17 protein-coding genes and 1 pseudogene are annotated in these 19128 nt (G+C 63.4%); 7 read left to right on the forward strand and 11 right to left on the reverse strand.

What is annotated here, in order from left to right:
* Positions 1–10 precede the first annotated feature (10 nt).
* Positions 11–772, reverse strand: a complete 762-nt coding sequence (locus tag JMF86_RS27915) for an SDR family oxidoreductase (RefSeq protein ID WP_011548828.1) — start codon at positions 770–772, stop codon at positions 11–13.
* 407 nt (positions 773–1179) lie between these two features.
* Here JMF86_RS27915 and JMF86_RS27920 point away from each other — a divergent pair, with 407 nt between their 5' ends.
* Positions 1180–1890, forward strand: a complete 711-nt coding sequence (locus JMF86_RS27920; protein WP_041489653.1) for a YceH family protein — start codon at positions 1180–1182, stop codon at positions 1888–1890.
* Between the two features lie 158 nt (positions 1891–2048).
* Here the strand turns inward: JMF86_RS27920 and JMF86_RS27925 are convergent, their stop codons facing one another.
* Entirely contained in the window at positions 2049–2603 is a 555-nt protein-coding gene (locus JMF86_RS27925; RefSeq protein ID WP_041489449.1) for a hypothetical protein, read from the reverse strand.
* A 403-nt stretch (positions 2604–3006) separates the two neighbouring features.
* On the opposite strand from JMF86_RS27925, the gene JMF86_RS27930 reads away from it, so the two are divergent.
* From JMF86_RS27930 to JMF86_RS27940, 3 genes are all read left to right on the forward strand, one after another.
* Positions 3007–4329, forward strand: coding sequence for a lipase family protein (locus JMF86_RS27930; protein WP_011548831.1), 1323 nt, complete (start codon positions 3007–3009; stop codon positions 4327–4329).
* Between the two features lie 193 nt (positions 4330–4522).
* Positions 4523–5653, forward strand: a complete 1131-nt coding sequence (locus JMF86_RS27935; RefSeq protein WP_011694899.1) for a 3-deoxy-7-phosphoheptulonate synthase — start codon at positions 4523–4525, stop codon at positions 5651–5653.
* A 395-nt stretch (positions 5654–6048) separates the two neighbouring features.
* Entirely contained in the window at positions 6049–6477 is a 429-nt protein-coding gene (locus tag JMF86_RS27940; RefSeq protein WP_006480270.1) for a PRC-barrel domain-containing protein, read from the forward strand.
* A gap of 61 nt (positions 6478–6538) precedes the next feature.
* On the opposite strand, the gene JMF86_RS27945 is transcribed toward JMF86_RS27940, so the two are convergent.
* The 7 genes from JMF86_RS27945 to dapF all read right to left on the reverse strand — a co-directional run bounded on the left by JMF86_RS27945 (position 6539) and on the right by dapF (position 11987).
* Entirely contained in the window at positions 6539–7054 is a 516-nt protein-coding gene (locus tag JMF86_RS27945; RefSeq protein WP_011548833.1) for an Ohr family peroxiredoxin, read from the reverse strand.
* A 23-nt stretch (positions 7055–7077) separates the two neighbouring features.
* The gene (locus tag JMF86_RS27950; RefSeq protein ID WP_011548834.1) at positions 7078–7833 is read right to left on the reverse strand and encodes an SDR family oxidoreductase; all 756 of its coding nucleotides are present in this window, start codon (positions 7831–7833) and stop codon (positions 7078–7080) included.
* Between the two features lie 205 nt (positions 7834–8038).
* Entirely contained in the window at positions 8039–9043 is a 1005-nt protein-coding gene (locus JMF86_RS27955) for a LysR family transcriptional regulator (RefSeq protein WP_041489450.1), read from the reverse strand.
* Positions 9044–9152: 109 nt separating this feature from the next.
* Positions 9153–9557, reverse strand: a complete 405-nt coding sequence (locus JMF86_RS27960) for a cupin domain-containing protein (RefSeq protein ID WP_041489451.1) — start codon at positions 9555–9557, stop codon at positions 9153–9155.
* A 63-nt stretch (positions 9558–9620) separates the two neighbouring features.
* Complete coding sequence (locus JMF86_RS27965) at positions 9621–10100, reverse strand: carboxymuconolactone decarboxylase family protein (protein ID WP_011548837.1); 480 nt, start codon at positions 10098–10100, stop codon at positions 9621–9623.
* Positions 10101–10293: 193 nt separating this feature from the next.
* The gene (locus JMF86_RS27970; protein ID WP_011548838.1) at positions 10294–11181 is read right to left on the reverse strand and encodes an RNA polymerase sigma-70 factor; all 888 of its coding nucleotides are present in this window, start codon (positions 11179–11181) and stop codon (positions 10294–10296) included.
* Complete coding sequence (gene dapF / locus JMF86_RS27975) at positions 11178–11987, reverse strand: diaminopimelate epimerase (RefSeq protein WP_011548839.1); 810 nt, start codon at positions 11985–11987, stop codon at positions 11178–11180. The genes JMF86_RS27970 and dapF overlap by 4 nt, the downstream gene beginning before the upstream one ends.
* Before the next feature lie 308 nt (positions 11988–12295).
* On the opposite strand from dapF, the gene JMF86_RS27980 reads away from it, so the two are divergent.
* The 3 genes from JMF86_RS27980 to JMF86_RS27990 are packed head-to-tail and all read left to right on the forward strand — an operon-like array spanning position 12296 to position 16726.
* Positions 12296–14323: a hypothetical protein gene (locus JMF86_RS27980; protein WP_011548840.1), complete on the forward strand. Its 2028-nt coding sequence runs from the start codon at positions 12296–12298 to the stop codon at positions 14321–14323.
* Entirely contained in the window at positions 14323–15303 is a 981-nt protein-coding gene (locus JMF86_RS27985) for an ATP-binding protein (RefSeq protein ID WP_011548841.1), read from the forward strand. The genes JMF86_RS27980 and JMF86_RS27985 overlap by 1 nt, the downstream gene beginning before the upstream one ends.
* A gap of 1 nt (position 15304) precedes the next feature.
* Complete coding sequence (locus JMF86_RS27990) at positions 15305–16726, forward strand: hypothetical protein (protein ID WP_011548842.1); 1422 nt, start codon at positions 15305–15307, stop codon at positions 16724–16726.
* Between the two features lie 63 nt (positions 16727–16789).
* Here JMF86_RS27990 and JMF86_RS27995 read toward each other — a convergent pair.
* Both JMF86_RS27995 and JMF86_RS28000 read right to left on the reverse strand, forming a co-directional pair.
* Positions 16790–17134 (reverse strand): annotated as a pseudogene (locus tag JMF86_RS27995) (transposase); the annotation flags it as partial.
* A gap of 824 nt (positions 17135–17958) precedes the next feature.
* On the reverse strand, positions 17959–18831 hold the full coding sequence (locus JMF86_RS28000; RefSeq protein WP_011548844.1) for a slipin family protein: 873 nt from the start codon (positions 18829–18831) through the stop codon (positions 17959–17961).
* Between the last annotated feature and the right edge of the window lie 297 nt (positions 18832–19128).

Raw genomic sequence — 19128 nt, forward strand, 5'->3', positions numbered from 1 at the left:
CGTCCGGCGCTTACTTCGTCGGCAGGTTGCGCACGTCGGCCGTCGGCTCGGTACCGAACACATCGCTCAGCGCATAGCCGATCAGTTGCCGGGCGGTCGCCTCGGGCGTGGCGAGCGCGCCGCTCGACTTCAACTGGTCGAATTTCTCGCGCATCGGGAAGTTGTCTTCGCCGGTCGCGCGGATCGTGGCCTGCATGCCCGTATCGACGACGCCCGGTGCGACGCTGCAGATCCGCAGCGCGCCGTTCGCGTCGAGCGCGACCGCGCGCGCATGATGATCGAGCGCGGCCTTGGTCGCGCAGTAGATGCTCCAGCCGGCATACGCATTGCGGGCCGCACCGCTCGACAGGTGCACGATCCGGCATTCGGTCGCGGCCGAGGCGGCTTGCGCGAGCGCGGCCGACAGCATCAGCGGTGCGGCGACGTTCAGGCCGACCGCGCGGGCGACGATCGCCGGGTCCTGCGCGGCGAGCGGGCCGATCGGGTCGACGATGCCCGCGTTGTTGAACAGCAGCACGAGTGACGCGCCGTCGACGAAGCGGCGCAGCGTGTCGCCGGCCAGCCAGCTCGCAATGGTCTTCGAGTCCGACAGGTCGAGTTCGACCTCGGTAAAGCGCTCGCCGGCCTGTGACGCGAGCGACGGATGACGGCTGCGCGACACGCCGAGCACGGCGATGCCTTCCTGCAGGAGTTGTTCGGCGAGCGCCGCGCCGACGCCGCGGGTGTGTCCGGTGACGATGGCGCGCACGGGTGCGGAAGAGGATGCAGTCATGGTGGTGAACGGGTGAGGGGGTGAGCGGGTTTGACGAGCGGTGCGCACGCACGGCGGCAGCGCATTCAACGCGGGTGATGCGTGGTATCGGCGTGCGAAAGCGGTCGTGTGCGGCGCCGCTGATATCGGGATGAACGTCTATCGTAGCGCCGGCATGCGCATCGCGCAAACGCCCGGCGCGCGCGAAGGATGAAGCTGCGGTGCCGCGCACGCGCATCGCAGCGATGCGCCGCACGCTATCGCGCGCGCCGCTACGTCGGACGAAAACCCGCTGCGGCAAGTCCGCATGCTGCTGCGCCAAGCGGCGCCGGGCCGTGCGTCGCGAGCTATCATATGGCTCGCCCGTGCGCGATGCCGTACGGGCCGCGATCGTTTCCCTTCACCTGCTGCACGCTGCGACGCCACTCATGAACACCACGCCGGATACGCCCACGCCCCGCGCCCTTCGCGAACTCACGCCTCTCGAGGCCCGCATTCTCGGCGTGCTCGTCGAGAAACAACACACGGTGCCGGATACCTACCCGCTGTCGCTGAACGCGCTGACCGCGGGCTGCAACCAGAAAACCGCGCGCGCGCCGGTGATGAACGTCAGCGAGGACGAAGTCACGACCGCGCTCGACGAGCTGAAGCGCCTGAGCCTCGTGATGGAGGGCAGCAGCAGCCGCGTGCCGCGTTTCGAGCACAACATGAACCGCGTGCTCGGCATCCCGAGCCAGGCGATCGCGCTGCTGACGATCCTGCTGCTGCGCGGCCCGCAGACGGCCGCCGAGCTGCGCCTGAACAGCGCACGCCTGCACGGCTTCGCGGACATCTCGTCGGTCGAGGCGTTCCTGGACGAACTCGCGGCGCGCGCGCAGCCGCTCGTCGTCCGGCTGCCGCGTGCGCCGGGTGCGCGCGAGAACCGCTGGATGCACCTGATGTGCGGCGACGTGAACATGGCCGACTTCGCGAGCGCGGATGCCGGCGGCGGCGCGGATTCGGTGCCGCCTTCCGAATTCGAGGCGCTAAAGGCCGAACAGAAGCGCCTCGCGGACGAAGTGGCGCGACTCAATGCGCTGGTTCAACGGATGGCGAGCGAACTCGGCATCGACGTCGACGCACCGGGCGACGCGTCCTGATCGCTTCCTGATGCAATGGCAGCGGTGCGCGCGGACCGCCGCGTCACTTCAGCTCGACGCCGGGGACGAGGTACCACGCACGCGCTTCGGATCAACCGGCGCATCACGGCGGCAACCGAATGGTTTTCATGACGGTGCGTGAGCGATGAAGACGCATATCAACCGACACTGATCCGCGTTGCGCCCGCATCGACGAGCCGGAACAGCAGATCCTCGACGGCCGTCTCCGGCGCGGAACCGAGATCCGCGTGGATGCGCCAGCCCTGTTCCGTGCGAACCGGTTCCGACAGGTAGTGAACGATGCCGTGCAGTCCGTCTTCGGCCGGCGTGTTCTCGTCGTCCGCGTCGAACCACGCGAGGAACCACGTCTTGAACGCGTCGTTCGCGGTGCTTTCGTCGAGACCGTCGGCCTCGACCGCCGCCCAGTCCCACACGAACGGCTGGATCGACACGGCTGCCGTTTCGAGTTCGAATGCGAACGGCTCGAAATCCAGCTGCGTGGCCGAATCGACCATCGCGGGCTGGCCGGCCGCCTCGCCTTCGGTCGCGATCGTGTCGGCGCGGCACGGCAACGCGAGCGGGCCTTCGGTGGCCAGCGTGCCGTCGGCCTGCCGGTAGGCCGGCTCGACGACGACGGCCGATTGCGTGGTGGCTTTCGCGAGCAGGTCGACATAGGGTTGGCGGATGGCGCGGAGCAGTTCGGAGACGGTCATCGTGGCGTGTCGGTTGGGCAGGAAACGATCGGTCACAGGCAAGCGGTGTGCGGAGCGACCAGCGTCGCACGACGGGCCGCTTCGGTACCGGACAACGGTGATCCTACGGTACTCCCCTCCAACGCGAACACTCGGCCGAACGGCCGGGCCGCCGACCTCGCGTGGCAACCGGTTTAGACGTTTACCTTCAAACAAGCGAAAACGCATCTCGAACGCATTCTCGTTGTGCTTCAATAAATCAGATTTGCAGTCCTACTAAATTACAGAATCGGAAAAAACCGGATCATTCATTTACAGGAGACAGTCGATGGCACCGAAACGCTGTTGAAGCGGCAATCGCGATGGTCTGCAACACCGCCGAATTTCCTTCGATGCAAGCAGGTTATCCCAGGGGCCTCCACCCATGTCCTCCAGACGTTTCATGATTGTCGCGGCTGCGGCCGCGGTGTCAGCCATACTTGCCGTCACGACACCGCCGGCCAGCGCCGCGGCGCCAGCCGTCTCCGATCCGTTCTACACGTACACCGGCTCCACGCCGTTGGCATCGGTTCCACCGGGCACCGTGATCAAGACGCGTAACGTCACCTATCACGTGGCCGGCATTCCGACCGCGGTGACCGCGCAGCAATTGCTGTATCGCACCAGCAACGCGCTGAACCAGCCGGTCGTCAACGTGACCTCCGTGATCCGCAGCCCGGTCAGCAACGGCCACGCGATCTCGTACCAGTCGGCCTACGATTCGCTGAACCCGTACGACGAGCCGTCGCAGGTGATCGCCGGCGATCGCGACGTGACCAAGGTCATCAACGTCGGCACGTTGCTGTACAGCGCGGAATCGATTCCGCTGTCGACGCTGCTGCTGCTCGGCTACAACATCATCGTGCCCGATACCGAGGGCCAGACGGCCGATTTCGCGGCCGGCCCCGAATACGGGATGACGACGCTCGATTCGATTCGCGCCGCGCTCAATACGCCGTCGACCGGGCTGAATCCGTCGAGCAAGGTCGCGATGATCGGCTATTCCGGCGGCGCGATCGCGACGAACTGGGCCGCGCAACTCGCGCCGAGCTACGCGCCCGACGTCAACCGGCAGCTCGTCGGCGCGGCGGAGGGCGGCGTGCTGGTCGACCCGGCGCACAACCTGCGTTATGTCGACGGCAGCATCGTGTGGGGCGGCGTGGCCGCGGCCGCGCTGGCCGGCCTGTCGCGCGGCTATGGCTTCGACCTGACGCCGTACCTCAGCGAGACGGGCGTGGCCGTGTTCAAGGATATCCAGAACCAGTCGCTCGCCTACATCCTGCCGAAGTACACGGGCCTGCGCTGGGGCACGCTGTTCAAGCCGCAATACGCGAACGACATCAACAGCATTCCGGTGTACGTCACCTATGCGAACAAGGTGAATGCGGGGCTGGCCGCGTCGCCGACGATCCCGATGTTCATCGGCCAGGGTACTGCGGGCGCGCTGGACGGCACCTTCGGCAGCCAGGTGGGCGACGGCGTGATGCTGGCGTACGACGTGCGCGCGCTGGCGCAGAAGTTTTGCGCCAGCGGCACGGCGGTCACGTACACCGAATATCCGCTCGAACACGCGGGCGCGATCGTGCCGTGGGTGGCCGGCATGCTGCCGTGGCTCTACGATCGCTTCAACGGCAAGGCCGCGCCGAACAATTGCTGGCTGACGTCGCTGCTGCCGAGCAACTCGCTCGCGCCCGAGACGCGGCACTAGTCATGCCGCGCAATGCGGCAAACGGTCGGGCGACCCCTTTGCGGGTCGCCTTTTTTTGCGTCGTTTCGACGTCGATCGCGTGACTGCGGCGGCCGTCGTCCGCATTCCCCCGCCGTAACCCGCCGCGACCTTCTCCGGGTGCCATAATCGAGCCTGCCCATCATTCCAGACAGACGTCCCCCGGAGAATCACCATGCAGAACCTCGACAATCCTTCCCATGATCGCGAGGTAGGCAGCGCCGACGCGACGCAGGACACCACACGCATCGACGACGTCCGCATCGGCGCCGTGCGTCCGCTGATTTCGCCCGCGCTGCTGCTCGACGAGCTGCCGGTGCCGGCCGCGACGCAGACGCTCGTCGAGGATACGCGTCGCGCGATCGGCGACATCCTGCACGGCCGCGACGACCGGCTGCTGCTCGTCGTCGGCCCGTGCTCGATCCACGATCACGACCAGGCGCTCGATTACGCACGGCGCCTGAAGGTCGCAGCCGACGCGCTGAAGGACGACCTGCTGATCACGATGCGCGTGTACTTCGAGAAGCCGCGTACGACGGTCGGCTGGAAGGGGTACATCAACGATCCGCGCCTCGACGGTAGCTTCCGCATCAACGAAGGGCTGCGCGCCGCGCGGCAATTGCTGCTCGACATCAACGCGCTCGGCCTGCCGGCATCGACCGAATTCCTCGACCTGCTGAGCCCGCAGTACATCGCCGACCTGATCGCGTGGGGCGCGATCGGCGCGCGCACGACCGAGAGCCAGAGCCACCGCCAGCTTGCGTCGGGGTTGAGCTGCCCGATCGGCTTCAAGAACGGTACCGACGGTGGCGTGCAGGTCGCGTCGGACGCAATCGTCGCCGCGGCGGCGAGCCATGCGTTCATGGGGATGACGAAGATGGGGATGGCCGCGATCTTCGAGACGCGCGGCAACGACGATGCGCACGTGATCCTGCGCGGCGGCAAGAACGGCCCGAACTACGATGCCGAGCACGTCGAGGCGAGTTGCGCGGTGCTGCGCAAGGCCGGGTTGCGCGAGCAGGTGATGGTCGACTGCTCGCATGCGAACTCGAACAAGTCGCACGAGCGGCAGATCGAGGTGGCGCAGGATCTCGCGCGGCAGTTGGGGCAGGGCGAGCACCGGATCGTCGGCGTGATGGTGGAAAGCCATCTCGAAGCGGGCCGGCAGGATCTGAAGCCGGGCGTGCCGCTGAAGTACGGCGTGTCGATTACCGACGCGTGCCTGAGCTGGACGCAGACGGAGCCGGTGCTCGACGTGCTGGCGGAGGCGGTGCGGCATCGCAGGGTGTATTCGCGCAATGCGTGATGCCGCGTGGCGGCGCGGCGACCGCCGCGTCGTTCGATGCGCCACGAAGTTCGGGTGCCCATCTATGGGGTTGCCCTGATCGACAGGCCGCGGCACCATTGTTCCGCGCCGCGCGCCCCATCCGTCTGCACGATCATTGATCCTGATCCTGCTCGCGCCGCCAGCCCCATTGCACCTTGAACGCACGATCCGGCGAATGCCGCTACCATGAAAGACGTGTTGCACGCTGCGGCCCGGCCATGCCGGTCCGCCACGCACACATGTCATGGCGGCGCGGCCGCCGCCACGCGACGGATGAAGCGCGGGGCGGCCATCGCGGGGCGTTCACCGATCGGCCGTCGCGTCCCGCCGCTTCGTCCCGGAATCAACAACAACCGAACCGGAGTGCAACACATATGAAGTTCTACAAGACCCTCATCGCAGCAACCGTCCTCGCCTCGAGCGTCAGCGCGCACGCGCAGATCGCGGGCGCTCAGCCGATCAGCGTGACCGTCGAGCAATCGCAGGCGCTGCTCGAAGGCTGGAGCGTGAAGAAGAGCGTGCTCGGCAAGACCGTGTACAACGACGAGAACCAGAAAGTCGGCAAGGTGCGCGACCTGATCGTCGCGCCGGACGGCTCGGTGTCCGCCGCGATCGTGTCGGCCGGCGGTTTCCTCGGCGTGGCCGCGCACGACGTCGCGGTGCCGATCGCGTCGCTCGACGTGCGCAACGGCAACATCTATCTGCCGGGTGCGACCAAGGAAGCGCTGAAGGCCACGCCGGCGTTCCAGTACGCGAAGGTGCCGTCGCCGCCGAAGCCGAAGAAGGTCGACGAAAAGCACTGATTCGTCGTATCGATGCGGCGCCCGTTGCGCGATGCGGCGGGCGCCGCATTTTCATTTTCGCTCAGCGCTTCGACGTTTCGTCTGCCGGCGCCAGCGCCACGACGTGGCTGATCCCCTCGTGCGCCATCTTCGTATACGGGCTGAAACGCTCCGTATTGCGGACGAGTTCTTCCGCCACCGCGCGCTCGACGCCCGGCAGGCGCACCCGAATGTTCGCGTTCAGCATGAACAGCCCGTCCACCGGATCGCGGCAGAAGTCGATCGATGCGGACACCGATGCGCCGGCGATCGACACGCCCGCCCGTGCAGCCAGCAGGCTCAGCGCACCGTGAAAGCATGCCGCATAGCTGGCCGCGAACAGTTGCTCCGGGTTGAGGCCGTCGCCGGAGCCGCCGAGTGCCGGCGGCAGGCGCAGCTCGACATCGAGCCGCCCGTCGTCGGAACGCGCGACGCCCGATGCGCGGCCGTGCTCGGCCGCACCGCCCGTGACGGTCACCGTCGTCGAGTACAGCGTTTGCGGTTCTCGTCCGCGATACCGGTCGAGCAGCGATAGCGGCGGCGGGCGCAGCGGCGTCATGGTGTGCGATCCGGCTGCAGCGTTCAGCGCGCGAGCGCGTTCTGCCGGCACCACGCGTCGAAGGTCGTCGCGCCGAGACGTGCACCGGGCGCCGGCACGAGCGTGTCGTCCTGCAGCACCGCGCCGAAGTAGTCGGCGCTGGCGTCGCGCGTCACCGTGCGCGCGTCGTGCGTCGCCGACAGGAAACGCTCGACCAGATCGGCGATCCGCACGCGCTCGGGGCCGCCGATTTCGGCGATGCCGTTGCGCGGCGCGTCGAGCGCGAAATCGGTCACCGCGGCTGCGACGTCGTCCGATGCGATCGGCTGGAAGTGCGCGGTGGTCAATCGGACCGTGTCGCCTTGTGCGCCCGCCTGCGCGATCGCCCCGACGAATTCGAAGAACTGCGTCGAGCGCACGATCGTGTACGGCACGCCCGCTTCACGGATCAGATTCTCCTGGATGATCTTGCCGCGGAAATACGCGCTCTGCTGCAGCCGGTCGGTGCCGACCACCGACAACGCGACGTGATGCCGCACGCCGGCCGTGCGCTCCGCAGCGAACAGGTTGCGCCCCGACGCCTCGAAGAACGCCTTCACGGCCGCTTCCTCGAACGACGGCGAATTCGCGAGATCGACCACGACCTCCGCGCCGGCGAGCGCGTCGTCGAGCCCCGCACCCGTGATCGTATCGACGCCGGTCGACGGCGCGGCCGCCATCGCGTCGTGGCCGCGGGCGATCAGGTTCCTGACGACTTTGCTGCCGATGAGGCCGGTACCACCAATCACGACGATTTTCACGATTGCTCTCCTTGAACGGGCGCGCGACATGCGCGCCGCTTGAACCTGCCGAAACCAGGACCCCTCGCATTCGCGCGATTGCGCCGGCCCTTTGCCGAACCGCGCAGTGCCGTATGCGCGTGCCTGTCGAACAGCCCGCATCGTAGGCATGCGCCGCGCGATCCGGTAGAGGCCGGCAAGCCCTCATCATGTTGCCGTGCATGCATCAATCGATCGTCTCCAGCGGCGCGATCGTCGTCATCGTCGTCAGGCACTGCAGGTCGCGCGCACGCGTCTGCTCGATCATGTAGTCGATGAACACGCGGATGCGCGTGGGCAGGTGCTTGCGGCTCAGGTAGCAGAGATAGTGGCCGCCGTCGTCCGGCGCGTGCTGGCCGAGACAGCTCACCAGCCGGCCGTCGGCGAGCAGGTCGCACACCTGGTACGCGGGCAATTGCGCGATGCCGAGCCCGTCGAGCGCCGCGCGCACGACGAGATCGATGTCGTTGAACGTGTGATGCGCGGCGAGCTGGCGCTGCTGCGTCACCCCGTCGATCCTGAATTCCCATTCCGTCACGCGGCCCGACGCGGTGCACAGGTTGATGCAGCGATGCCGCGCGAGTTCGTCGACGTGGCGCGGCAAGCCGTGCCGGTGCGCGTACGACGGCGACGCGCAGACGATCATCTGCATCGGAATCAGCCGGCGCGCGACGATCGCGCTGTCCTCCATGCGGCCGTCGCGAAACGCGACGTCGATGCGGTCGGCCGAGAAATCGGCCGGGCGGTCGTTCAGCAGCAGGTCGAGCGTGATGTCCGGATACTGCGCATGGAAATCGCGCAGCAGCGGCGCGATGACCTTGCGGCCGAAGCCCGGGGTCGAGCCGACGCGCAGGTGTCCGCTCGGCGGCCCGCTGCGCAGCTCGCGCATGTCCTCGAGCGCCTGCGCCAGATGCTCGATGCCGGGCCGGCAGTTTTCGTAGAAGAGCTCGCCTTCGCGCGTCAGCGACATGCTGCGCGTGGTGCGCTGGAACAGGCGTGCGTCGAGCCGGTCCTCGAGCCGTTGCACGTGGCGGCTGACCGACGAGCGGCCGACGCCGAGGCGATCGGCGGCGCGCGCGAAGCTGCCTTCGGTGACGACGGCGAGGAACGTGACCACGCCGGCATAGCAGGTCGAGAAGCTGCGCGCGAACGGGTCGTCGGCATCGGGGCGGCGGATGGAAGTGTCGGGCATGGAGGCGCTGGAATCGTGGTGTCCGTATGCGACTAGACGTTTCAGCGCTGCCGCCTGTGACACCGCCCGCCGCATTTTTGCAAAAAGGGTGCGGCGGGGTGCGAGCCGGCTATTTTTCCGGCACGAGCACGGGCGCGCCCTGGTCCTTCAACAGCAGCACGATGAACTTCGCGGGCCGGGTGCGGCTCGCGTTGCGTCCGACCGTGTGCAGGTCGTTCGGGCCCTCGTAGAAGGTCTGGCCCGGTGTCAGCGTGACGGGCTCGCCGCCCTTCACCTGCATCACGATCGACCCTTCGACGACATAGACGAACGCGTCGGCGTGGTGGCGGTGCACCGGGTCGACCGCGCCGGGCGGATACTCGACGGAGATCATCTGCGCTTCCTTGCCCGGGTATGCGTCGAGCGGCTTCGTCATCAGCGGCGTGACGATGGCCGACGGCGCCGCGCGAACGGCGCCGGTCGCGGCGCCCGCGACGACGAGCGCGGACGCGATCACGTGTTTCATGCGAATCATGGTGGTGGCTTCCGGTGAGCTGCCGGCCAACGGCCGGCAGCGAGAGAGGGCGGTGGCCGGCCGTCAGGCGAGATTGGCCTTGTCGAGGCCGAACGCCTTGTCGGACGAGCCCGGCACGGTCCGGAACGCGACATTCGCGCGGTTCCAGCCGTTGATCGCCATCACTTCGAACGTCAGGTCCGACAATTCCTTCTCGGAGAGCTGGCCGCGCACGCGGTCGTAGAGGTCGTCCGGCACGCCGTGCGCGGGCAGCGTCGTCAGCGCTTCCGTCCAGGCCAACGCGGCCCGCTCGCGCGGCGAGAAGAGCGTCGATTCGCGCCACGTCGCCAGATGATGCAGGCGCAGCTCGCGCTCGCCGTGGATGCGTGCCTCCTTCACGTGCATGTCGACGCAGAACGCGCAGCCGTTGATCTGGGATGCCCGGAGGGACACGAGATCCCGGATCGATTCCTCGATCGCGCTGCTGCGCAGCAGGTTGCTGAGCTCGAGGAATTTCCTGAACAACTCGGGTGACTGTTGAATGTAGTTGATACGCTGCGTCATGATTTCTCCTGGCGACGAAGAGGCTGGCCCGCGCTGCGCGGGTGTCGTGGGCGGCAGGGCGCCGCGCGAAATCATCTTAGGAGGGTGTGCTGGTGCGCGGTAGCCACGCACGGGGACGCATCGTGTTGCGCGCGCTGCACCAATCGGCGCTCGGCGACGGGCGCGGCCGGCTCCGGCGCGCGCGCCGCATGCGTCAGCCGGCGGTGCAGGCGGCCGCGATCCGCGCGAGCTTGTCGGGGTTGCGCTGCACGAGAATCCGGCCGATGCGCGTGCCGTCGGTCTCGAACGACATCGCCGCTTCGAGTTGCCCGTCGATGAAGCGCAGCATCGCCCACTGGCCGTTCAGCACGACCGGCCGCATCTCGACACCGCTGCCGCAGCGCAACCACGTCGCATAGAACAGTTGAGCGATGCGCCGGCCGCCGACCATCGGTTTCGGGAAGCTCTGGACATGGCCGCCGCCGTCGCCGATCAGCATCGCGTCTTCGGCGAGCAGCGCCTGGATCGACGGGAAGTCGCCGTGTGCGAGTGCATGCGTGAACGTCTGCAGCAGCCGGCGATGCGTTTCGTGCGGCACCGCGTGCCGCGGCTGCGTATCGTCGCGCAGCCGCGCGCGGGCCCGGCTGACGAGCTGGCGGCACGCGGCTTCGCTCTTGCCGATCGCGTCGGCGATCCGGTCGTAGTCGAACTCGAAGATTTCATGCAGCAGGAACGCCGCGCGCGCTTCCGGCGTCAGCCGTTCGAGCAACAGCAGGTACGCGACCGACACGTCGTTCGCGCGCTCCGTCATTTCCTCGGGCGTCGCCGGCGATTCGCCGAGTTCCGGCTCGGGCAGCCAGATACCCGTGTAGTGCTCGCGCCGGAGCTTCGCCGCGCGCAGGCGATCGATCGACGTGCGCGTCGTGACCGCGACGAGCCACGCCTCGGCGTTCTCGATGTCGTCGCGCGCCGCGTCGTGCCAGCGCAGCCACACGTCCTGCACGATGTCCTCGGCATCCGCGACGGAGCCGAGCATCCGGTATGCGATCTTCTGCAGGCGCGGGCGCAGCGCGTGGAAGGTTCGTGCGTCGTCGGTCGTCACGGCCACACTCCGCTGAACCCGAACGTCACGGGGCCGCTCAGGAACACGCTGCCGGCGCCGTCCCATTGAACGATGACGTCGCCGCCGTCGCAGGTCACCCGCACGGTATCGTCGAGCAGCCCGCACCGGATGCCGTTGACCGCCGCGCCGCACGAACACGAGCCGGAGCCGAGCGGCACGCCGCCGCCGCGTTCCCAGATACGTAGACGGATATGCGATCGATCGATGACCTGAACGAAATGCACGTTGGTCTTCAGCGGAAACAGCGGATGCGTTTCGATGGTTGGGCCGAGCGCTTCGATGTCGATCGTGCCGACATCGTCGACGAAGAACGTGCAATGCGGATTGCCCATGCTGCATGCGGCCGGCGCACCGGGCAGCGGCAGCGCGAGCGTGTCGATGGCTTCCGAGAGCGGCACGTCCTGCCAGCCGAGCCGCGGCGCGCCCATGTCGACCTTGATCAGCCCGTCCGCATCCTGCGAACAGTGCAGGCGCCCGCGATTCGTGCGCAGCACGACCGATGTCGCACCGGTTTCCCGCATCAGCTTCCACGCGACGCCGCGCGTCGCGCTGCCGCAGGTATCGAGCGTCGAGCCGTCGGGATTCCAGAACGCGACGCGCGCGGCCGCGTCGTTGCCGTCCGAGATCACCGCGAGCTGGTTGAAGCCGATGCCGCGATGCCGATCGCCCATGCGCCGCACGAGGTCGCCGTCGACGGGATGCGCGCGATCGTGTTCGTGACCGCGCAGGTCGACGATGACGAAGTCATCGCCATTCGCGTTCATCTTCAGAAATGCGATCGGCATGGGGGTTCCGGAATGGAGGCAGGCAAATACTGTACGTGGCTCGCCGGTCGCGGGCAATCGTCGCCCGACCGTTGGTTTGCATAAATTTGTATCTACGACACCCCCGCCAATAGGGCGTCTCCGGGATCCCGGGAACAAATTCACGAGGAGAAAATTTGCATAAAATTGTATCTCATCCCAGCATTTTGGTGATTTTGTAACTAATCCCGTGCATGCGTTTTTGATGTACTAGCCTTCTTTCGGACAGGTGTTGTCAGGACGGCGCTCAGATGAGTTGAGCGTGTCGCTCCGATGGCGAGGAGGGCGGGATGTCAGTTGAAGACTCCGAAGAACTGCCAGTGTTTTCGCAGCGGATAGTGCGAGGACGGGCCCATGACACTTCAAAGTGGGTGACGCCCGACGTAGGTACGATGACTGACTCTCGACAAGCGCTTTATTTCGCGAGGAAGAAGGCGGTTGAGCTGTACCTGGCCGGGGAATCACCCGAGTCGATCAAGAAAGCAACATCGCTTAGCGCGAAGCAGGCCTATCGGCTGATCAACGAGCGTTGCCTCGAGACTCATGAGGATGGCCGAGAGTTTGGATGGCGGGGTTTGATGCCGTACGTGCGAATGCGCCCGTACCATCGAATCAAACGGATCCACGTAGATGTCTATGGTGGCGGTGCGGCCGGTGCAATGCAGGGTATTCTCGACGCTCATCCGGAACTGAGGAAAAGTTTCGACGCCAGGATTTTGACTATCCCGCGCACGAACAAGCTTGCCGAGATAAAGCGCGCGAAGACTCGTCATCACAACTGGTTTCTTGATCAGCTTCGAGCGCTTGGTTACGAGATACGCGACGAATGGCCCTTTAACACTGTCAGTCTCGGTTATTACTCGATCAGGCGCTACGTCGAGAAAGTCCTGCTGGCGAACCCCAAAGTAATGGCGCATGAGGCAGGGGGGCCGGATATGGTCAAAAAACTAGCAACGGGCGATGGGACTAACCGCCCAGTTTCCCGGTTTATGCAGCGAGTAGAGATGGACGCGCATAAAATCGACGGGCGGTTCTGTGTGCTCCTGCCGCAGATCGGGGGCGGCTTTGTTGAGAAAATGGTCCATCGGCTCTGGGTGGTTGTCTTGCTCGAAGTTGTTTCTCGAGCGGTCATTGGGTACTACTTCAGTCTAAGACGGGAAGTGTCGACCGACGACGTCCTTCGAGCGATCAAGGCATCGCTGAACCCCTGGACGCCGCGGCAAGTGACATTTAGTGAGGATGCTTATATACCTGGCGCAGGGCTATTGTCGGTGCTCGGCCCGGACTATGTTGGTTTATGCTGGGACGAGACAAGCGTAGATGGCGCACTTGCAGAGACATGTCAGCATGTTCGCCGATCTCTGGAAGATGTCGTTCGATCCAAACTACTTGACCCATCAAGCTCGTTTTCGAAGCGACGTAGCAAAGATGATCGACCTTTCATCGAGACGTTCAATCGCCATTTGGCAGGACGTGGATTTCAGCGACTATCCAACACGACTGGCGCCAAGCCGCAAGATAAGAAAGGTCGCAATCCGGACGCCGTGGCGTTGACGAGCCGCTTCCAATACGAGTATGCAGAAGAAATTCTCGACATCCTGATCGCAAACTACAACAGCACGCCTCATCGGAGTATCGGATACCGCACCCCTCTGGAGTATGCAGCGTTCCTCTATCGCCATTCATCTTCGGTGTTGCGACATGTGGAACCTGAGATGGTCAACTCGATGTTCAGTGTTCGGAAGCTTTGTACGGTGCGGGGTGGAGCCAGCACTGGGCGACGACCGTACGTCGAATTCTTCAACGCCACGTATTCGAACGAGATCCTGGGCATTCGGCATGATCTAGCTGGGTCGAAGATATGGGTGATCGCACATAGAGAGAACGATGCTCGCATCGCAATGGGTGCCGAGATCAACGGTACTTCGTTGGGGATACTGCGAGCAGCGCCTCCGTGGAATGGATTGCCACACAGCTTGGCTGTACGTACGGCGATTTGCCAGGCAAACAGGAGCGGGAAGTTTCGCGCTTCTCCGGGGATGGATCCGGTCGAGGCGTTCGTGCATTTCTCAGAAGCGCAGCCTAAAGGAAAACTACCGGTTCATCCTGCCTACCTGGAGGCCCGTCGCATCCTGACGGCTGCCGCGGCAGGATCGGTTGGAGACACGATGCTTGATGGCGCACTGAAACGCGCAGAGGAGGCGTCAGATGGCGAGAAGATTGAAACGCGTACCTCAAAAGATCGCTCATCCAGCGCTAAGCGACGGGACACTCCCTTACCTTTGCCGCCCCGTCGGATCGCCTCAACGAGGTCGTGATGACATTCTCGCTCCCAGCACATATTGACCCACGGCACTGTATCGTCACGCAGCAGTATGCGGTCTATACGCCACCCATGAACGAAATGATTTCCCAGATTGGTGATTGGATCGATCAGCAGTGCCCGGGCGCATATTTGCGAGGTGCGTCACGGCTGGGGAAGTCAAAGTGCGTCAAGTACTTCCTGTCTCAGGTGCTACGCGAGCGCTTCGAGATCGAGCTGCCGCTGGTTGTATGGATTCGCCCGCCTGATAGCCATCTGAGTGAGGCAGGTTTTTGGCACATGTTGCTGCTGGCGTCTCGATTCGTACTGGTCAATGCGGCGAAGCCGCCGCCGCGTGCGGAGGGGCGCTATCTATGTCTGCAACGGTTCATCGCAATTGCCGAGTGGGCGCGTCGAAACTATGTGATCCTGCTAATCGACGAAGCGCAGGGCATGACATTGCGCGAGTGGCAGTGGTTGATGGGACTACAGAACGATCTGGATAACAAAGGGTATCTGCTGAGTGTCATTTCGATAGGGTCTCATCAACTGAACTACAAGTATGACTACTTCGCCGGAACCGGAAATGCTCACGTTTCTGCGCGATTCATGGCGTCTCATGCTCAATTCCACGGCCTCCGTACGAAGGACGAACTGGACTATGTGTTGAATGGCTACGACATTGATTCTCGTTGGCCTGAAGACAGTGAGATATCTTTCCTCGAGTACTTCGCACCCGAGTGCTTCGGCCGTGGCCGGCGGTTGGCCGAATGTGGCGCTGATATCTGGACGGCTCTTCAGGAACTATCCCCCGACAACGCGAGGCGATTTGGTGAATTTCCCATGCAACATATTGCTCGAACCATCGAGGCGACGCTCTACGAATTGGCACGTGGTGGCGAGTGGGAGGAAGTCACGTCGTATGAAAACTGGCTGAAGCGGTTGGCCAGAACGAATTTCTCAGACCATATGCGTATTATTTGTCCGCCATCTTAATATGGATTATCCAGAATTCAATTGGTGGAAAGGATGCCTGAGGCCGTACGAGTCCAAGATCAGCATTTTTTTGCGATTTTGCGAACTCAATCATGTCAATTTCCGAAAGGGCATCGATGTTTTGGCATGGCGTCCAGATCGTCCGTCTGAGTCGCCGGACGAGGAAATCGAACGGCTGGCTGCCACGCTCGGCGAGCCTGAGTCAACAGTATCTACTGTAATTCGACTTGGCCTCGGCCTGAATCAATGCGGTACCTATGGACTCGATGTTGGGGACGGAAACGAATTCACTATACGTTTCTGTCCTGAATGCGCCGAACTTGGCTACCACAGTGTGTTTCACGAAGTGGTATGGCTGGCATCGTGCCCTTTTCATGCATCTCAGTTGCAGGTTGTTCATCCCCCGCGTCACTACGGTACGATTTTAGAGGGGCGCATCGCTGCACTGCGGAACGTGATGCGCACGCATTGCGCCAAATGGCCTCTCGTCGGAAATGGGCCCACGGACGAGGGATTGGGCGAGGTGCCGAGTCGCATCTTAGGGTGGATCGGCGATGTAACGGAAGCGGCGGCTCAATATTCGAAGAAAGATATATTTATATATCATACAAGCCAAATATTTGAGTGTGCTCCCTATGCTCAGAAGCTTGGGCAACTTTATTCTATTTGTCCGCCTGCTGATTCCGTAAAGCCATATTTGCAATCAGTCAATGTGGAGTGGGAGTCTGAGCGTCAAGTGTTTGATGACCGTATTAAGCATGTCGTCGATGATAAGCGGTTGAATTATTTGTTTCGGACGATGTTTGATTTCTTCGTGCAGACAGGAGATCTGGTACCTAATCCGCCGCCATTTGTGGCTCTCTATAAACGTCTCGTCGCACCGCTCCGAGAGCGCCATGCTACTTGCCGTTGTCGTTGGTTCGGGATGCCCATTGGAGGTGACGGAATTTTTTGGCAGGAATGTGATCCTGACGCAACCAAATATCATGACGTACGTTGCCCGTATGAAGTCGCGCTCGACGAACTGGATGTTCGTTGGGGACAGTGGACAACGGTACTGAAGGGGCGCCAGGCAGGGCAAGAGCTGGGGAGGCTGATCTGTATTGTGCAGGACCTGCTTGAATGTGATTTTGTTCGACTGGTCAAGGAGCACGACCCTTGGGCCGAACCAAACTTCAATCGCTTGCAGGACACATTCGCGAAGTACGCTTGGAATCTTGACGATTCGACACTCGATCTGCTCAACACGGCCACCGAGTGGCAACTGAGCATGGAGGTGGAGGCGGTGACAGCTTGGCTGGAGCACATTGACGACTCGCATCGTCCCGACCCGTGGACACTTCCATCTCAATGTGTGCGCATACAGCGCGACGGGAGCAATTTGGTCCTGATGCGATGGACACATAGGACTCCTGCCGCCTAGCGTGTTTGCAATTCCGCCTCGCGTGCGTCTGCCAAGAGCGTACCAATTGGGGTAGGACTATTATGAGACTGGGTCCCGCAATGCCGCGAAGGCGGACAGGAACAAGGCGCGCTTGAATACCTTGTTGCCGTGTCTGGATGGATGCTCACCGCGGATGGATGAGCCAGAGCGTCGGGTGGCCGGGGCAAGACCAGCGTAGGCCGCCAGATGAGCGGCCGAGGCGAAGGCTTTGTGGGCAACTTCGGTCAGGAGTCTGGCGGCGGTCCTGACGCCGACTCCCGGCATGCTGGTCAGGACCAGCCAAAGAGGGTGAGCAATCACCAGTCGTTCAACCTCGGCAGCGACTTCGTCGCGTTGCTGACGCAAGGCTGCAAGCTGCTGGGTCAAACGGGGCATGACGATGGTGGCGCCAGCACGTGATCACATGGCGGCCATTCGCCTCAATAGCATACGAGAGATGGCGCGAGATAAGGCTGGGCTCGCGAAGCAGCACCGCAACGTAATCGCACGCACCGATGAGATTGAACCGTGGGAGTACTCCGCGCGGCGTAGGTGGTTTGCGCCAGCTATGCCAGAGGATCTGGCAACTCATGTGCATTAGCCGGGACTTGCTTTGACTGCTAACCTTGATCTCCATGCAATTTTCCGGTTAGAGCGATCTGGACTGCATGCGGGGTTGCGCCCCGCCACCTCTAAACATCTGTTTAAAATCAAATGGTTGCTGTCTGGATGTCAAGCCAGCGGGTTTCAGACATACCATCAAACCAACGAGTAACAAGAAATGAAGGCGCGGAAAAGGGCGCGTGGGTCGCCCGCAAGGTGATACACCGTCATCGCGACGCTTGTCGGCTCGGTTGCCGACGCGAACGAGGCGAATTTCGTAGCAACAGTCGCCTGGCGCGTCGACGGCATCGTCTCGGTGACGAACCAGTTGCAATTCGACGATCAGCCTTTGTGAGGTGAACGCGGCCACTATCTCCTTGCAACGATACGTTCATGGCGATCATCAATCGATGCTAGGTGAAGATCCACGGCCGACCTCGAATGAGAGGGGGACCCACCCCTGCCGCGACCAACCCCGCGTTGTAATGTGATGAAGCAATTTCCGCCTCCTGCCCACGGTGGAGTATTCGCAACAGTCTCGTCATCAAATCGTGTGGGGTACACCCCGTTCTAGCAATGTCCGGGCGATCTGCGCAAGGCGTCGCGGGGGAGCGAATACGAGCTAGCGATCACGCTGCTGTCTTGAGCGCAGGCACCGGCGCGGCGCCCGCCGCGTCATACCCGGCAATCGCAAGCGCGAGCACGGGATTCAGGCTGTCAACCATCGCACTGGGGATCAGGATCGTCGCGCCGCGTTCCTTCGTCGTTTCGTAGATGATGTTCATCGCTCGCAACTGAAGCGCACCTGGATGATTTTCGTAGACCTGCGCCGCTTCGACGAACTTGGTCGCGATCTCGGCCTCCGCCGAGCCGAGGATCACCCGTGCCTGCTTTTCGCGCTCGGCTTGCGCCTGGCGCGACATCGAATCCTGCAGCGCGACTGGGATCGCAACATCGCGGGTCTCGACCGAGCGGACGGTCACGCCCCAATCCACGGTCTTTCTGCCGATCTCGTCGCGCAGGTGCATGTCGGCCGCCTTGCGATCCGACAACAAGGCAGCCAGCATCGATGCCCCGATCATTTCCCGCAGCGAGGTTTGCGCAACGCGGTCGATTGCCTGCCGGTAGTCGGTGATGGCGAGCGCGGCTTTCTGCGCGTCATGGACGTGCCAGAAAATCACGGCGTCGACGTTGACGGGCACGGTGTCCTTGGTCAGCGCTTGTTCGGCGTTGAAGGCGGTGGTTTGAATGCGTTCGTCGATGATCGCGACAACATTGTCCAGGATTGGAATGATCATGAAAAAACCGGCACCCTTGACGCTTTGCAGCTTGCCAATCCGCAGGATCACGAACTTCTCCCAGACGTTGGCGACCCGCACGGACAGTGCGATCAGGACCGCGACGATGAAAAGGGGGGCCGCAAGATACAGGTGGCCCCACGCGCCGATGGCGAATGCCGCGAGGACGAACGCGGCAGATAACACGAGTGTGATGGGATTCATGGTGACGCTCCGTTTCGGTGACGACAACCTGGCGCATGAGCGATGAGGCGCACTGCATCTCGGGTCGTCTTGGGCGTTCTGGCAACAGGGGCAGAAGCCCTGATGCGAGCGTGCGCCCTATCGCCATGCCGATCGGTACGGTGCCGTACCTCGATCGCGCGCGCTGCGCTTGCGTGACCGGATAGCGAAATATCGGGCGATCCGGTGTGTGAACGACGTGCAGCGCACCACGAAACGCTTCCCGGAGACTGTTCTTCAGCGTACCGACTCGACGAGCCTGCGCGATGCACGATGACG

The organism is Burkholderia sp. E168m15 (assembly GCF_016586105.1).
Classification (GTDB): domain Bacteria; phylum Pseudomonadota; class Gammaproteobacteria; order Burkholderiales; family Burkholderiaceae; genus Burkholderia; species Burkholderia orbicola.

Coding starts and splice junctions, on each gene's coding strand:
- JMF86_RS27915 (WP_011548828.1), bottom strand. CDS start 772: ATGACTGCATCCTCTTCCGCACCCGTGCGCGCCATCGTCACCGGACAC.
- JMF86_RS27920 (WP_041489653.1), top strand. CDS start 1,180: ATGAACACCACGCCGGATACGCCCACGCCCCGCGCCCTTCGCGAACTC.
- JMF86_RS27925 (WP_041489449.1), bottom strand. CDS start 2,603: ATGACCGTCTCCGAACTGCTCCGCGCCATCCGCCAACCCTATGTCGAC.
- JMF86_RS27930 (WP_011548831.1), top strand. CDS start 3,007: ATGTCCTCCAGACGTTTCATGATTGTCGCGGCTGCGGCCGCGGTGTCA.
- JMF86_RS27935 (WP_011694899.1), top strand. CDS start 4,523: ATGCAGAACCTCGACAATCCTTCCCATGATCGCGAGGTAGGCAGCGCC.
- JMF86_RS27940 (WP_006480270.1), top strand. CDS start 6,049: ATGAAGTTCTACAAGACCCTCATCGCAGCAACCGTCCTCGCCTCGAGC.
- JMF86_RS27945 (WP_011548833.1), bottom strand. CDS start 7,054: ATGACGCCGCTGCGCCCGCCGCCGCTATCGCTGCTCGACCGGTATCGC.
- JMF86_RS27955 (WP_041489450.1), bottom strand. CDS start 9,043: ATGCCCGACACTTCCATCCGCCGCCCCGATGCCGACGACCCGTTCGCG.
- JMF86_RS27960 (WP_041489451.1), bottom strand. CDS start 9,557: ATGATTCGCATGAAACACGTGATCGCGTCCGCGCTCGTCGTCGCGGGC.
- JMF86_RS27965 (WP_011548837.1), bottom strand. CDS start 10,100: ATGACGCAGCGTATCAACTACATTCAACAGTCACCCGAGTTGTTCAGG.
- dapF (WP_011548839.1), bottom strand. CDS start 11,987: ATGCCGATCGCATTTCTGAAGATGAACGCGAATGGCGATGACTTCGTC.
- JMF86_RS27980 (WP_011548840.1), top strand. CDS start 12,296: ATGTCAGTTGAAGACTCCGAAGAACTGCCAGTGTTTTCGCAGCGGATA.
- JMF86_RS27985 (WP_011548841.1), top strand. CDS start 14,323: ATGACATTCTCGCTCCCAGCACATATTGACCCACGGCACTGTATCGTC.
- JMF86_RS27990 (WP_011548842.1), top strand. CDS start 15,305: ATGGATTATCCAGAATTCAATTGGTGGAAAGGATGCCTGAGGCCGTAC.
- JMF86_RS28000 (WP_011548844.1), bottom strand. CDS start 18,831: ATGAATCCCATCACACTCGTGTTATCTGCCGCGTTCGTCCTCGCGGCA.